At 71.3% G+C, this 13,036-nt stretch carries 15 protein-coding genes; 10 read left to right on the top strand and 5 right to left on the bottom strand.

The genetic code is table 11. The annotated features are described in order from the left end of the window. The first annotated feature begins 88 nt into the window (after positions 1-88). The 6 genes from O2W15_RS09230 to ppk2 all read left to right on the top strand — a co-directional run bounded on the left by O2W15_RS09230 (position 89) and on the right by ppk2 (position 7,179). Positions 89-1,642: a sugar ABC transporter ATP-binding protein gene (locus O2W15_RS09230; RefSeq protein ID WP_269179185.1), complete on the top strand. Its 1,554-nt coding sequence runs from the start codon at positions 89-91 to the stop codon at positions 1,640-1,642. After that, the gene (locus O2W15_RS09235; protein WP_269179186.1) at positions 1,642-2,811 is read left to right on the top strand and encodes an ABC transporter permease; all 1,170 of its coding nucleotides are present in this window, start codon (positions 1,642-1,644) and stop codon (positions 2,809-2,811) included. The genes O2W15_RS09230 and O2W15_RS09235 overlap by 1 nt, the downstream gene beginning before the upstream one ends. 122 nt (positions 2,812-2,933) lie before the next feature. After that, on the top strand, positions 2,934-3,992 hold the full coding sequence (locus tag O2W15_RS09240) for a substrate-binding domain-containing protein (protein WP_269163263.1): 1,059 nt from the start codon (positions 2,934-2,936) through the stop codon (positions 3,990-3,992). Positions 3,993-4,063: 71 nt separating this feature from the next. Further along, positions 4,064-5,239, top strand: a complete 1,176-nt coding sequence (locus tag O2W15_RS09245) for a Gfo/Idh/MocA family protein (protein ID WP_269179187.1) — start codon at positions 4,064-4,066, stop codon at positions 5,237-5,239. Between the two features lie 11 nt (positions 5,240-5,250). Next, positions 5,251-6,258, top strand: coding sequence for a sugar phosphate isomerase/epimerase family protein (locus O2W15_RS09250; protein WP_269179188.1), 1,008 nt, complete (start codon positions 5,251-5,253; stop codon positions 6,256-6,258). 84 nt (positions 6,259-6,342) lie between these two features. Beyond that, entirely contained in the window at positions 6,343-7,179 is an 837-nt protein-coding gene (ppk2, locus tag O2W15_RS09255; RefSeq protein ID WP_269179189.1) for a polyphosphate kinase 2, read from the top strand. A 52-nt stretch (positions 7,180-7,231) separates the two neighbouring features. Here the strand turns inward: ppk2 and O2W15_RS09260 are convergent, their stop codons facing one another. Next, a complete protein-coding gene (locus tag O2W15_RS09260; protein WP_269179190.1) occupies positions 7,232-7,750 on the bottom strand; it encodes a hemerythrin domain-containing protein in 519 nt (172 codons plus the stop codon). A 341-nt stretch (positions 7,751-8,091) separates the two neighbouring features. Here O2W15_RS09260 and O2W15_RS09265 point away from each other — a divergent pair, with 341 nt between their 5' ends. Next, a complete protein-coding gene (locus O2W15_RS09265; RefSeq protein ID WP_269163258.1) occupies positions 8,092-8,589 on the top strand; it encodes a hypothetical protein in 498 nt (165 codons plus the stop codon). 117 nt (positions 8,590-8,706) lie between these two features. Here O2W15_RS09265 and O2W15_RS09270 read toward each other — a convergent pair whose 3' ends face one another. Continuing rightward, a complete protein-coding gene (locus tag O2W15_RS09270; protein ID WP_269179191.1) occupies positions 8,707-9,087 on the bottom strand; it encodes a hypothetical protein in 381 nt (126 codons plus the stop codon). Between the two features lie 166 nt (positions 9,088-9,253). Here O2W15_RS09270 and O2W15_RS09275 point away from each other — a divergent pair, with 166 nt between their 5' ends. From O2W15_RS09275 to O2W15_RS09285, 3 genes are all read left to right on the top strand, one after another. Continuing rightward, on the top strand, positions 9,254-9,715 hold the full coding sequence (locus tag O2W15_RS09275) for a hypothetical protein (RefSeq protein ID WP_269163256.1): 462 nt from the start codon (positions 9,254-9,256) through the stop codon (positions 9,713-9,715). A gap of 103 nt (positions 9,716-9,818) precedes the next feature. Continuing rightward, the gene (locus tag O2W15_RS09280; protein WP_269179192.1) at positions 9,819-10,226 is read left to right on the top strand and encodes a DUF2750 domain-containing protein; all 408 of its coding nucleotides are present in this window, start codon (positions 9,819-9,821) and stop codon (positions 10,224-10,226) included. Between the two features lie 98 nt (positions 10,227-10,324). After that, positions 10,325-10,675, top strand: coding sequence for a hypothetical protein (locus O2W15_RS09285; protein WP_269163254.1), 351 nt, complete (start codon positions 10,325-10,327; stop codon positions 10,673-10,675). A gap of 401 nt (positions 10,676-11,076) precedes the next feature. Here the strand turns inward: O2W15_RS09285 and O2W15_RS09290 are convergent, their stop codons facing one another. The 3 genes from O2W15_RS09290 to O2W15_RS09300 form a co-directional block, all read right to left on the bottom strand. Continuing rightward, the gene (locus O2W15_RS09290; protein WP_269163253.1) at positions 11,077-11,271 is read right to left on the bottom strand and encodes a hypothetical protein; all 195 of its coding nucleotides are present in this window, start codon (positions 11,269-11,271) and stop codon (positions 11,077-11,079) included. Between the two features lie 260 nt (positions 11,272-11,531). Beyond that, a complete protein-coding gene (locus O2W15_RS09295) occupies positions 11,532-12,803 on the bottom strand; it encodes a D-arabinono-1,4-lactone oxidase (RefSeq protein ID WP_269179193.1) in 1,272 nt (423 codons plus the stop codon). Positions 12,804-12,850: 47 nt separating this feature from the next. Beyond that, on the bottom strand, positions 12,851-13,003 hold the full coding sequence (locus tag O2W15_RS09300; RefSeq protein ID WP_164699637.1) for a hypothetical protein: 153 nt from the start codon (positions 13,001-13,003) through the stop codon (positions 12,851-12,853). Positions 13,004-13,036: the final 33 nt, after the last annotated feature.

A 13,036-nucleotide genomic window follows, 5' to 3' on the forward strand; every position in this document is an offset into this window, starting at 1 on the left:
CCGCCTGACGTACTTCTGTTCAGTGCTGAGCATAAGTCTGGAGTGGTGGCATGACCGGCGTCCTGTTCGCCCGGCACGGGGTCTCTGCGTGAGCGCTCCGTCGGCGACGCCGCTGCTGGAGATGCACGGCATCGTCAAGCAGTTCCCCGGCGTCCGCGCCCTCGACGGCGTCGACCTCGACGTCCGGGCCGGTGAGGTGCACTGCCTGCTCGGCCAGAACGGCGCGGGCAAGTCCACCTTGATCAAGGTGCTCGCCGGCGCGCACCAGCCCGACGAGGGCCGGATCACCTGGGACGGAGCCGAGATCACCCTCGGCGACCCGCAGGCGGCGATGTCCCGGGGCATCGCCACGATCTACCAGGAGCTCGACCTGGTCGCCGGGCTGACCGTCGCGGACAACGTGTTCCTGGGCCGCGAGCGGTCCCACCTCGGCATCACCCGGCCGGCCCAGGCGAACCGGGCCGCCGGTGAGCTGCTGGCCCGGTTGGGGCACCCGGAGATCCGGCCCACCGCCGAGGTCGGCTCGCTGTCCGCGGCGTCCCAGCAGATGGTCAGCATGGCCCGGGCGTTGTCCCAGGACGCCCGGCTGATCGTGATGGACGAGCCCTCCGCGGTGCTCGACAGCGAGGAGGTCCAGCACCTCTTCCAGGTCATCCGCGACCTCACCGCCGAGGGCGTCGCCGTCGTCTACATCTCCCACCGGCTGGAGGAGATCCGGGACGTCGGTGACCGGATCACCGTGCTCAAGGACGGCCGGACGGTCGCCACCGGGCTTCCGGCGGCCGACACCTCCACCGGGGAGGTCATCACGCTGATGACCGGCCGGACCATCGAGTACGTCTTCCCGGAGCGCCGCGAGTTCCCCGGCCAGGCCGAGGAGCCGGTGCTGCAGGTGCAGGACCTCTCGCTGGCCGGCACGTTCAGCGACGTCTCCTTCGCCGTCCGACCGGGGGAGGTGCTCGGCCTGGCCGGGCTCGTCGGCTCGGGCCGGTCGGAGATCCTGGAGACCGTCTACGGGGCCCGGCGGGCCACCACCGGCACGGTGCAGGTCGCCGGGCGCCGGCTGCGGTCCGGCAACGTGGCCGCCGCCGTCGACGCGGGGGTCGGGCTGGCGCCGGAGGAGCGCAAGAGCCAGGGCCTGCTGCTGGGCGAGCCCATCTACCGCAACATCACGCTGGCCAGCCTGGCCCGCTTCGCCAACGGGGGCTTCCTGTCCGGAGGGGCGGAGAAGCAGGCCGCCCGGGACCAGGCCGAGGCGCTCGACCTGCGGCCGGTCGACGTCGACCGCGAGGTCCGCACGCTGTCCGGCGGCAACCAGCAGAAGGTCGTGCTGGCCCGCTGGCTGTTGCGCGACTGCAAGGTGCTGCTGCTCGACGAGCCCACCCGGGGCGTCGACGTCGGCGCGCGCTCGGAGATCTACGCGCTGATCCGGGCGCTGGCCGACCGCGGTGTCGCGGTGGTCGTCGTCTCCAGCGAGATCCCGGAGGTGCTCGGCATGGCCGACCAGGTGCTGGTGATCGCCGACGGCGCCATCGTCGCCCGCGGCCCGGCCGACGAGCTCGACGAGCACCGGGTGCTCGACATGGTCATGGAAGGAGCGGCCCCGACCTCGGGCGCCGCACGCGAAGGGGACGTGGCGTGATGAGTGAGACCACCACTGCGACTCCGCCGGCGGGCAGCGCTGCCGGCGCATCGGACGGCGGCGGCAAGGCGCCCGGCCTGCTGGGCGGTCCGCTGGGCCGCAACCTCGGGCTGGTCGTGGCCTTGCTGGTGCTCTGCGTGGTCGGCGCCATCACTGCGCCCGATCGCTTCGTCGACGTGGACAACGTGCTGACGATCCTGCGGGCGGCGGCCGTCATCGGCGTGGTGAGCGTCGGGATGACCTTCGTGATCATCGGCGGCGGGATCGACCTGTCGGTGGGCGCGCTGGTCGCGCTCTCCTCGGTCTGGGCGACGACGCTGGCCACCCAGGCGATGGCGGAGGACTTCCACTGGATCGTCATGGTCTTCACGGCGATCGCCGTCGGCGCCGGCGCCGGGCTGGTCAACGGGATCGTCATCGCCTACGGCAAGCTCGTCGCCTTCATCGCCACCCTGGCGATGCTCGCGGCCGCCCGTGGCCTGGCGGAGATCATCGCCAACCGGCGCACCCAGATCGTCCAGGACCGCGGCTTCATCGACTTCTTCGCCGGCGACGTGTTCGGCATCCCCTCGCTGGTGATCGTCTTCGCGCTGGTCGCCGCGGCCGGCTGGGTGCTGCTCAACCGCACCACGTTCGGCCGCCGCACCTTCGCCGTCGGCGGCAACGCCGAGGCCGCGCGGCTGGCCGGCATCCGGGTGCAGCGGCACACCGTGTGGCTGTACGTGCTGTCCGGGGTCACCTGCGGCATCGCCGCGGTCTTGCTGATGGCCCGGACGACGACCGGCAGCTCCACCCACGGCACCCTGCTGGAGCTCGACGCCATCGCCGCCGTGGTCATCGGCGGGACCCTGCTGGTCGGCGGCCGCGGCACCATCGTCGGCACCGTGCTGGGCGTGCTGATCTTCACCACGCTGGCCAACGTCTTCACGCTGAACAACCTCTCCAGCTCGGCGCAGGAGGTGGCCCGCGGCGTGATCATCGTGATCGCCGTCCTGCTGCAGCAGCGGCTGGCCCTCGGCGGTGCCCGGCCGCGGAAGAAGGCCCGCGGCGGCCCCAGCGGCGCCGCTGCCCCCGGCAACCCGACCGGTGCCCAGCCCGGCGGGTCGGCCGCCGACGGCGGGCCGGCCGGCGCCCGCCCCGGCGACTCCGGCGGTCGCCCCCCGCACTGAGCCCGCTGCGGCGGGATCAGCACCGACGGCCGGCTCGCCCGGCCTCCGGCGCACCACCCGAACCACCCCGAACCCCCGACTCCTGGCTGCGCGGCCAGGGCGGCGATCTGCGAGGAGAGAACATGTCTGCAACGAGGCAGCGTCCGTACGGTCGCCTGCTGTCCACCGCCGTCTGCGTGGTGGGGGCCGGTGCCCTGGTGGCCGGCTGTACCAGCAACACGCCGGAGAGCTCCGGCTCCGACGAGGGCGGCGGCGACGTCGTCGCCAGCTCCAACGACGAGACCGGTGAGACGGTGCGGATCGGCTTCTCCGCGCCGGCCGCCGACCACGGCTGGATGGCCGGCATCAGCAACGCCGCCCAGGCTGAGGCCGACCGCCACGAGGACATCGACCTGGTCGTCGCCGAGGGCACCAACGAGGTCGGCGCCCAGATCGCGCAGGTCGAGACGTTCATCAACGAGGGCGTCGACGCGATCGTGCTGCTGCCCTTCGACGGCGCCGCGCTCACCCCGGTGGCGCTGCGGGCGATGGAGGCCGGTATCCCGGTGATCAACGTCGACCGCGAGTTCTCCAGCCCGTTCGCCGCCCGCGCCACCATCCTCGGCGACAACTACGGGATGGGCGTCTCCGCCGGCACGTACATCTGCTCCCGGCTGGGTGACCAGCCCGACGCCGTCGTGGCCGAGATCGCCGGCATCGACTCGCTGCCGCTGACCCAGGAGCGCAGCCAGGGCTTCGCCGACGCACTGGCCGACTGCGGCCTGGACGTGGACAACCGGGTGGCTGCGGAGTTCACCGTCGAGTCCGGTGAGGAGGTGGCGGCCAACCTGCTGCAGGCCGCACCGCAGATCGACGCGCTGTGGAACCACGACGACGACCAGGGCGTCGGCGTGCTGGCCGCGATCAACAACGCCGGCCGCGACGAGTTCTTCATGGTCGGCGGGGCCGGCTCGGCCAACGCCATGCGGGACATCCAGTCCGGTGACTCGGTGCTGGAGGCGACCGTCATCTACCCGGCGACCCAGGCCGCCGACGGCATCGCGCTGGCCCGCCTGATCGCCCAGGGCAAGAGCATGTCCGACCTGGTGTCCCAGGAGGTGCCGCGGGAGATCGTGCTGAACGCGCCGGTGGTCACGGCTGAGAACGTCGACCAGTACATCGACGACGCGTTCGAGTCCTGACCTCCCCGACCGGTGCCGTCGGTGACCCCCTCCGGTCACCGGCGGCGCCGGTCCCACCCCTGGAGCCTGCGATGACCCTCCCTGCCCGGCCGGCGCTGCGCGTCGGACTGATCGGCCACGCCTTCATGGGCGCGGCGCACTCCCATGCCTGGCGCACCGCGCCGCGCTTCTTCGACCTGCCCCTGACCCCCGAGCTGACCGTGCTGGCCGGTCGGGACCCCGAGGGGGTCGCCGCCGCGGCCGCCCGGTACGGCTGGGCCGACACCGAGACCGACTGGCGCCGCGTGCTCGAGCGGGACGACGTCGACCTCGTCGACATCTGCACCCCCGGCCACACCCACGCCGAGATGGCGATCGCCGCGCTGGCGGCCGGCAAGCACGTGCTCTGCGAGAAGCCGCTGGCCAACTCCGTCGCCGAGGCCGAGGCGATGGCCGAGGCCGCCGAACGGGCCGCCCGGTCCGGGGTGCGGGCGATGGTCGGCTTCACCTACCGGCGGGTGCCGGCCATCACCCTGGCCCGGCAGTTGATCGCCGAGGGGCGGTTGGGACAGATCCGGCACGTCCGGGCCCAGTACCTGCAGGACTGGCTCACCGACCCCGCATCGCCGATGTCCTGGCGACTGGAGAAGGACAAGGCCGGGTCCGGCGCGCTGGGTGACATCGGGGCGCACATCGTCGACCTCACCCAGTTCATCACCGGGCAGACGCTCACCGGCGTCAGCGCGCTGCTGGAGACCTTCGTGAACAAGCGGCCGCTACCGGCCAGCAGCGGCCGGCTCGGCGGGGTCGGCGGCGAGGGGATGGGGGAGGTGACGGTCGACGACGCCGCCGTCTTCCTGGGCCGGTTCACCGGGGGAGCGCTCGGCACCTTCGAGGCCACCCGCTTCGCCCTCGGCCGGAAGAACGCCATCCGGATCGAGGTGAACGGCTCGGCCGGCAGCCTGGCCTTCGACTTCGAGGACATGAACGTCCTGCACTTCTTCGACGGCGGCGAGCCGGCCACGACGGCCGGCTTCCGGCGGATCGTCGTCACCGAAGCCGAGCACCCCTACGTCGGGGCCTGGTGGCCGGCCGGCCACGGACTGGGCTACGAGCACGGCTTCACCCACCAGGTGGTCGACCTGGTCACCGCGCTGGCCGCGGGGGAGCAGCCGACGCCGTCGTTCGCCGACGGCCTGCAGGTGCAGCGGGTGCTGGCCGCCGTGGAGCGCAGCGCCGCCGACAACTCCGCCTTCACCGAGATCTGAGGAGACCGCTGATGCCCCGCCCCGTCACCCTGTTCACCGGCCAGTGGGCCGACCTGCCGTTCGAGGAGGTGTGCCGGCTGGCCTCCGGGTGGGGCTACGACGGCCTGGAGATCGCCTGCTGGGGCGACCACCTCGACGTCGTCCGGGCCGCCGAGGACCCCGGCTACGTCAAGGAGCGGCTGGACCTGCTCGAGCGGCACGGCCTGCAGGTGTTCGCCATCTCCAACCACCTCAACGGCCAGGCGGTCTGCGACGACCCGATCGACGAGCGGCACCGCGGCATGGTGCACCCCCGGGTGTGGGGGGACGGCGACCCCGAGGGAGTGCGGCAGCGCGCGGCAGAGGAGATGAAGGCGACCGCGCGGGCGGCCCGGGCGCTGGGCGTCGACGTCGTCGTCGGGTTCACCGGGTCGAAGATCTGGAAGACCGTGGCGATGTTCCCGCCGGTGCCCGAGTCGATGATCGACGAGGGCTACGCCGACTTCGCCGCTCGCTGGAACCCGATCCTGGACGTGTTCGACGAGGTCGGGGTGAAGTTCGCGCACGAGGTGCACCCCTCGGAGATCGCCTACGACTACTGGACGACGGTGCGCACCCTGGAGGCGATCGGCCACCGCGAGGCGTTCGGGCTGAACTGGGACCCCAGCCACTTCGTCTGGCAGGACCTGGACCCGGTCGGCTTCCTCTGGGACTTCAAGGACCGGATCTACCACGTCGACTGCAAGGACGCGAAGAAGCAGGTCGGCAACGGGCGCAACGGCCGGATGGGGTCGCACCTGCCCTGGGCCGACCCGCGGCGCGGCTGGGACTTCGTCTCCACCGGGCACGGCGACGTCCCGTGGGAGGCCTGCTTCCGGATGCTCAACACCATCGGCTACGCCGGCCCCATCTCGGTGGAGTGGGAGGACGCCGGGATGGACCGGCTGGTCGGGGCGCCCGAGGCGCTGGAGTTCGTCCGCCGGCTGGCGTTCGACCCGCCGGCTGCCGCCTTCGACGCCGCCTTCTCCAGCGGCGCCTGACCCGCCGGGCTGCGGGGCCACGGGGTCCCGCAGCCCGACGGCACACCGCTTGCCGCCGGACGGTCGGCGCATGATGCTCGTCACATGGTCAGTGCACCGGGTCCGACGTCGTCGGTCGAGGAGACGCCGGAGTCCACCGGCAAGGTCGACACGAAGTACTACGAGAAGGAACTGTCCCGGCTCCAGACGGAGCTGGTGAAGCAGCAGGAGCACATCCGCGCGCGGGGCCTGCGGGTCGTCGTCCTCTTCGAAGGCCGAGATGCCGCCGGCAAGGGCGGTGCGATCCAGCGGATCACCGAGAGCCTCAACCCGCGGCACGCAAATGTCGTCGCGCTCCCGGCTCCGACCGAGCGGGAGAAGGGGCAGTGGTACTTCCAGCGGTACGTGGCGCACCTGCCCGGCCCGGGGGAGATGGTCTTGTTCGACCGGTCCTGGTACAACCGCGCCGGCGTCGAGCGGGTCATGGGCTTTTGCACCGACGAGGAGTACGAGGAGTTCCTCCGGTCGTGCCCGGAGTTCGAGCGGATGCTGGTGCGCAGCGGGATCACGGTCGTGAAGTACTGGTTCTCCGTCAGCGACACCGAGCAGGAGAAACGCTTCCAGAAGCGGCTGAAGGACCCGACCAAGCGCTGGAAGCTCAGCCCGATGGACCTCGAGGCCCGGAACCGCTGGGTCGACTTCTCCCGGGCCAAGGACGCGATGTTCGCGGCCACCGACATCCCCGAGGCGCCCTGGTGGGTCGTCGAGGCCGAGGTGAAGAAGCGGGCCCGGCTCAACGTGATGGCCCATCTGCTGACCCAGGTGCCGTACGAGGACCTCACCCCGCCCGCGCCGGAGCTGCCGCCCCGACCGCCGGTGGAGGAGGACTACCTCCGGCCGCCCAAGGAGAGCCAGCACATCGTGCCCGACATCGTCCCCTGAGCGTGACTGCGGGGCTCGCCCTCCGCGCCGCAGCCGCGCCGGGTCGGCGTCCCTAGCGGGACGGGTCACCCTCCGGCACCTCGGTGGCGACCACCTCGGCCACCTCCGCGTCGTCGCCGGACAACCCCTCGGCCTGCTCGTGCTCGTCGTGGAAGGCCAGCCACTGCATCCCCAGGGCCTCGCGCTGCTCGTCGTCGACGGCCTCCTTGAAGGGCGGGAAGAAGTCCGTCTCCTCCTCGGCCATGTGGTCGGCGTTGACCTGGCGGGCGTTCCGGACTGCCTCCCACCACGCCTCGCTGCCGACCTGCTGCTCCCCGACGGCGGCCGCGGCGTGCCGGATCTCGTTGTGGTCGTGCACGCCCTCCGCCGTCTCCTGCTCGGCGTCCGCCTCCTGGGCGAGCAGCGGGTAGAACAGCTGCTCCTCGGCGACGGCGTGCACCTCGAGCTTGGCGTTCAGCGCCTCCCAGGCGGCGGCGAGCTCCTCGGCGGGCAGGTCGTCGAGCGCGGTGAACTCCCGCCGGAAGACCTCGTGCTCGGCCAGGACAAGGGCGGTGATCTCGAACTGGGACATGCCACTCGCTACCCGTTCCACTGCACGGCATACGCGAGGGGCAGGGGGCCGCCCCGTCCGACACCGTTCCACCCGTCGCCCAGTGGTCCGGCGACTCCCTCGGCCCCGGAATCTGTGCTCAAGGGTGGGCTCGCTGTACACGGAGCTCATCCACAGTTCGTCGGCCGCGCCCGCCTGATCTGGTCGCACGGGCATTTCGCTTGAGGTGTGCGGACGAGCTGACTCTCTTCGTGAGGCGCGCCAGCTGATCGATCGATCAGCGTAGGGCGAGGACGGCGTCGTCAGTAGTGGGCCGCGCGGGCAGGCAGGCGTGCGGTCGGGACCGGCTAGCGTTCTTGACCGTGAGCCTGTTCCGACGAGGAATGAAGCCGAGCGCACCCGTCGAGTCGTCACTGCACGCGTGGCCGCAGGTGGAGCGGGCGCCGGTCAAGTACGAGGGAGTGGCACGAAGCAGTCTGGATCACCCGGACTTCAGGCCCTACGAGTTCCAGACCGAGGGTGGCATCTGGGTTCGCCTGCACGAGATGCAGTTCGCTGGCTTTGACTACCGAGTCCAACAACCGACGCTGACCATGCGCTTCGTCTACGACGATCCCGAGTGGACTCCAGTCGAGGCTCGCGCCACTCCCGTCGCCGTCTTTCGGTTCACCGACGTACAGGTGTGGCAGTGGGAGGACGACTACGACCTGGTCGAGACACCCGCGGACGTCCGCGGACAAGTCCGTCAACTCGACTACCACCCGCCCACCAACGTCTTCTCGCTCTTGACGGTGAACACCAGTCTGCTGTTCTCGGCCGCCCAGCTCACCGTCGAGCTACAGCAGCGGACGGGCATGTGAGGTGCGAGCCTCTCCACGCCCCCGGAGTCCCTGAATTGGTCGCTCACGGGCACGAGCGCCGGCTCGCCCAGAGGGCGGCTTCGGAAGCGTCCCTCACGCTCGGGGGAACTCGCGCGCTCAGCAGTCCTCGTGCACGACCAAGAGGTGCCGACCCTCGCTCTTGAACTCCGAACATGTGAACTGCGAGTACGGAGACTGGCGCGAAAGCTCCCGCGCCGACTGACAGAACGTCTCGCGCCCGTCGGCCGGCACCTCCGTCGTCTCACCCAGATGGTCATGCAGCACTCGCACCGAAGGATCGTGCAGCAACTTCCGCAGACGCTTCTCGGTGATGAGTCCTCCCCGCCGGATCCACGTGACTCCGCTGCGGTCGGTGAACTCGGGCTGCAGAGCGAGGTTGGGGTTTGGCGCTGACTGATCTGCGCCCGGCTGCGCCGGGTCCAACTGGTCCACGACCTGCGCGAAGGACTGCCTGCGCGTTGGACGTCGGCGCACCATGCGGTCAATCTATGGGTGCACACCGGTCTTGCATGGGAAGCGGGCGGTGTCCCTTGGTGGGCCGCTGAGAGGCGCCACCGCCGGCTCGCCCAGAGGGTGGCTCGAGCGCCAACACGCAGAGATCGCCCTGAGTGACAGATCCGCGCAGAAGACTCACGCTGTCGCCGTGGATGCCGAGGCTGAGGGCGTGCTGCGTCGCTTCGCAGACATGCTCGGGAGTGAGGTGGAGGTGACCTACTCCGTCGATGCGGGCGCAAGCGAGACGGTGCGGGAAGTCCACGAGGTGCTGAGCAGCTTCGTTCCTGAGCAGGGCGTCGTCGAACTCGAACGTCATGGGGAGCCGATCCGACTGCGCTTCGAGCAGGACCAGCTCCTCCGACTCCTGCGGGATGCGGGCGCCGAAAGAGGCGGTGCCTGCGGTGACCGTCTCTCTGACGAGGAGGCGTCAGCCAGCTGGCTGACGGTCTACCTGGAGGAGTCCATCGAGACACAGGAAGCCGACCCAACCGGTTGGTGGGTGTACGAGGACCACGGGTTCACGCCGATGCACGCCTGGGAGGTAGCCGCCCAGCGACTCGAACGGCGCCTCGCAGAGGCTCGGCGTAGGGCAGCCCTCCGGGTGGAGTGAGTCAACCGAAGTGGTTCGCGCAGGGACACGGGCCGCAGGCATCCGGGACGACGGTTCCGCCGGGGCTACGGTCGGTGGCATGCCTCCCAGGCCCCTCGAACGGGTGGCCGCCAACAAGTCCAGGGCCGCAGCCTTCTTTCGCCACGTGGTCGAGCAGGGTGTCTGCTTCAGCTGGGGGACCGACGAAGGAGTCACGCCGTGGGAGGACCGCAACGGGGACACACTGCTTCCGTTGTGGCCTGACGAGGCATCTGCGTCCTCGGAGAACCAGGACGACGGCGAGCCGGGTGAGCGGGTCCTCGAACGACCGCTGGACGAGCTCGTGAGCAGCCTGCGTCGCTGGGCGGATGCCGACGTGGGGATCGCCGTCCACCCAGTTGACGGCCACATCGCTGGTACGTACTCGGTCCGCGACTTCGCGACCCGACTGCTGGACGAGGTCCCGCAGGACCAACGCGAGTCGGCTGCCTGGATGAACGATCCCGCCGGACTGGCTCGGGTCTTGCCGTAGCCAGGACCACGACGGTCAGGTCGTCCCTGAGTGGCCCGCTACGAGACGAGTGAGCCGGCCGGCTGGAGAGACGCGATCGCGCAGCCGATCATGAGTGCGTGAACGCGCCTGACGCGGCTGGCCGCCTGTCCGTCTGGCACTGGCACGGTCGCGACCGGGTGTCAGTGGAGGACCTCGAGTACCTCGTCGCGGCCACTTCGCGGCATGAGTGGCGACAGACCGTCATCCGGCTGCGGCTGCCGGACTGGAAGTGCGCCGGCACGATCAAGGTGAGCGACCCACGGTTCGCCGTGGCCGCTGCCGCCCCCGGGCTCGTCCTCTGGCGAGAGTTGGGTGCGAGGACCGAGTGGCTGGACGAGGCGGCCCTCGAAGAACTGCGGCGGACGTCAACACTCAGAGAACTGGGCGCCGGCCGCTTCTCCGAGCCGGTGGACCGCCCGCGGGACTGAGCACCAGCGCGACTGCGGTGTCCCGTAGGGACCGTTGAGGGCGACGGGGCGGGTTCTCCGGAGCCAACGACGCGACTCCCGCTGACCCGTCATCGCCGAGGTGCCCCGGTGGGTGGTCGAGGCCGAGGTGAAGAAGCGGGCCCGGCTCAACGTGATGGCCCACGCGCTGAGCCAGGTGCCGTATGAGGCCTCACCCCGCCCGCGCCGGAGCTGCCGCCCCGATCGCCGGTGGAGGAGGACTGCCTCCGGCCGCCCAAGGAGAGCCAGCACATCGTCCCCTGAGCCGGCCGCGGCGGCCGCCTCTCGTGCTGCAGGCTCAGCCGGGTCGACGGTGCCGCACCCGGCCATGTCGACCCCGAAGGTGGCCTCAGCGACATCCGCCAGACGTGCTCTCGACGGACTCAGCGTGGGTCATGCTCTTCGATTGCGCGCTGCAGGGCTTCGGCGCGCGCGCCTCGCCCGAGGTACATGGTGCGGAAGTTCCAGGCCGTGATGGCGACGATGCCCACGGTCCATGCGACGAGGAAGCCCACGCCCCCGGCGGCAGATCCGGCGTCCATGTGGGTCCACCCGAACCAGATCAGGAGCGCCGCCACGGGCAGGCTGGCGAGCCACGTGGCCCGGCTGAATCGACCACCGGGGCGTGTCCATCTCGGTCCCGCCCACACCCACATCGAATCGGCCTCCCGCCCGTCACCGCTCCAGATCACTCCTGGTCCCGGGCAGTCCAGCAGGACGCCGTCCACCTGCGCCAGGCACAAGAGAGGTGAGGTGACCCGCCCGGGGTCCCTGAGTGGGCCGCTCAGGGCGCTGAGCCGGCTGTCTGCGTCGCAGCCGCAGGGCGGAGGTCGCCGACCTAGGCGTCGCCGAGGACGTGCCGCTGGAGCCAGTCGTTGCGGAAGGCGCCGCGCGGGTCGAGCCGGTCGACCAGGGCCAGGAAGTCGGCGTGGCGCGGGTACCGCGGGGCGAGGGTGGCGGCGTCGGCGAGGAAGAGCTTGCCCCAGTGCGGGCGGGCGCCCAGCGGCAGCAGCTGGGCCTCCAGCTCGGCCAGCAGCTCTTCGACGTCGGCCTGGGCGGGCAGCCAGGTGAAGTGCAGGCCGAGGGTGGGCTCGCCGTACGCGGTGCTCATCCACAGCTCGTCGGCGGCGATCGTGCGGACCTCGCAGATCTGCAGCAGCGGCCGGATCCGGTGCGCCAGCGAGCGCAGCGCCTCCAGCGCTTCCACCCCTGCGGTGCGGGGCAGCAGGTACTCGGACTGGATCTCATTGCCGTTGCTCGGGGTGAAGCCCATCCGGAAGTGCGGCAGCCGGTCCGACCAGAGGCCGGCGCTGCCCAGCTGCGCGGTGGTGGGCGCCGGGTCGATGCCGGGCAGCGGGTGCAGCTCGGCGGCGGCCTCGACGGCGCCGAACAGGTCGCCGGCGGGAGAGTCGGCGGCGTCCGTGCGGGACTTCACCCAGACCATGTCCACGCTCGGTCCCAGCCCCGTGAACAGGCTGACGCTGTAGCCGGCCGACAGGACCTCGTCCAGGTTGCCGTACAGCGCGTCCCAGGGCAGCTGCTCGAACACCCGCTGCTGCACCTCGAAGGTCGGCTCGACGTCGAGGGTCATCCGGGTGACCGCCCCGAGCGCGCCCAGCCCGACGACCATGCCGTCGAAGTCGGCGTCGCCGCGGGCACATCGGACCAGCTCCCCGCTGGAGGTCACCAGCTCCAGGCCGGCGACCGCCGTCGCCAGGTTGCCGTTGCCCACCCCGGAGCCGTGGGTGGCCGTGGCCACCGCGCCGGCGATCGAGATGTGCGGGAGCGAGGCCAGGTTGTGCAGCGCCAGACCCTCCCGGTGCAGGGCGGCAGCCAGCTCGCCGTACCGGAGGCCCGCATCGACGGTGACCGTGCGCCGGTCGCTGCTCACGTCGACCCGGTCGGAGGTCATCGCCTCCAGCGACACCAGCTCGGCGCTGTCGCCGATGGCGGTGAAGGAGTGCCGAGAGCCCAGCACCCGCACCTGCCGGGCGTTCGCGATCGTCTCCTGCAGCTGGGCCAGCGACTCCGGCCGGTGCAGCTGCGTCGCGCGATAGGTGTGGTTGCCTGCCCAGTTCGTGGTCGCCAGTGCCACGGGTGCCTCGGTCACACCCCAGTCTCCCGCAGGTGCGTCGTCCGCGTCGGGCGGGACGTCGGTCAGAGCAGCCGGTCGAGGTCGTCCGGCCCCGGCCCGGTGCCCCCGGAGTCGCGGACGGGGGACGACTCTGGCACGTCGTCGTCGGGTGGCTCGTCGGCGACGGGCCCCTCGGCGTAGAGGGTGCTGGGGTCCTTGGGGTCCATCTCACGCACGACGGGTGCGTGCCCGGGGAGATCGGCCTGAAA

Source organism: Modestobacter sp. VKM Ac-2979, assembly GCF_026967995.1.
GTDB lineage: Bacteria > Actinomycetota > Actinomycetes > Mycobacteriales > Geodermatophilaceae > Modestobacter.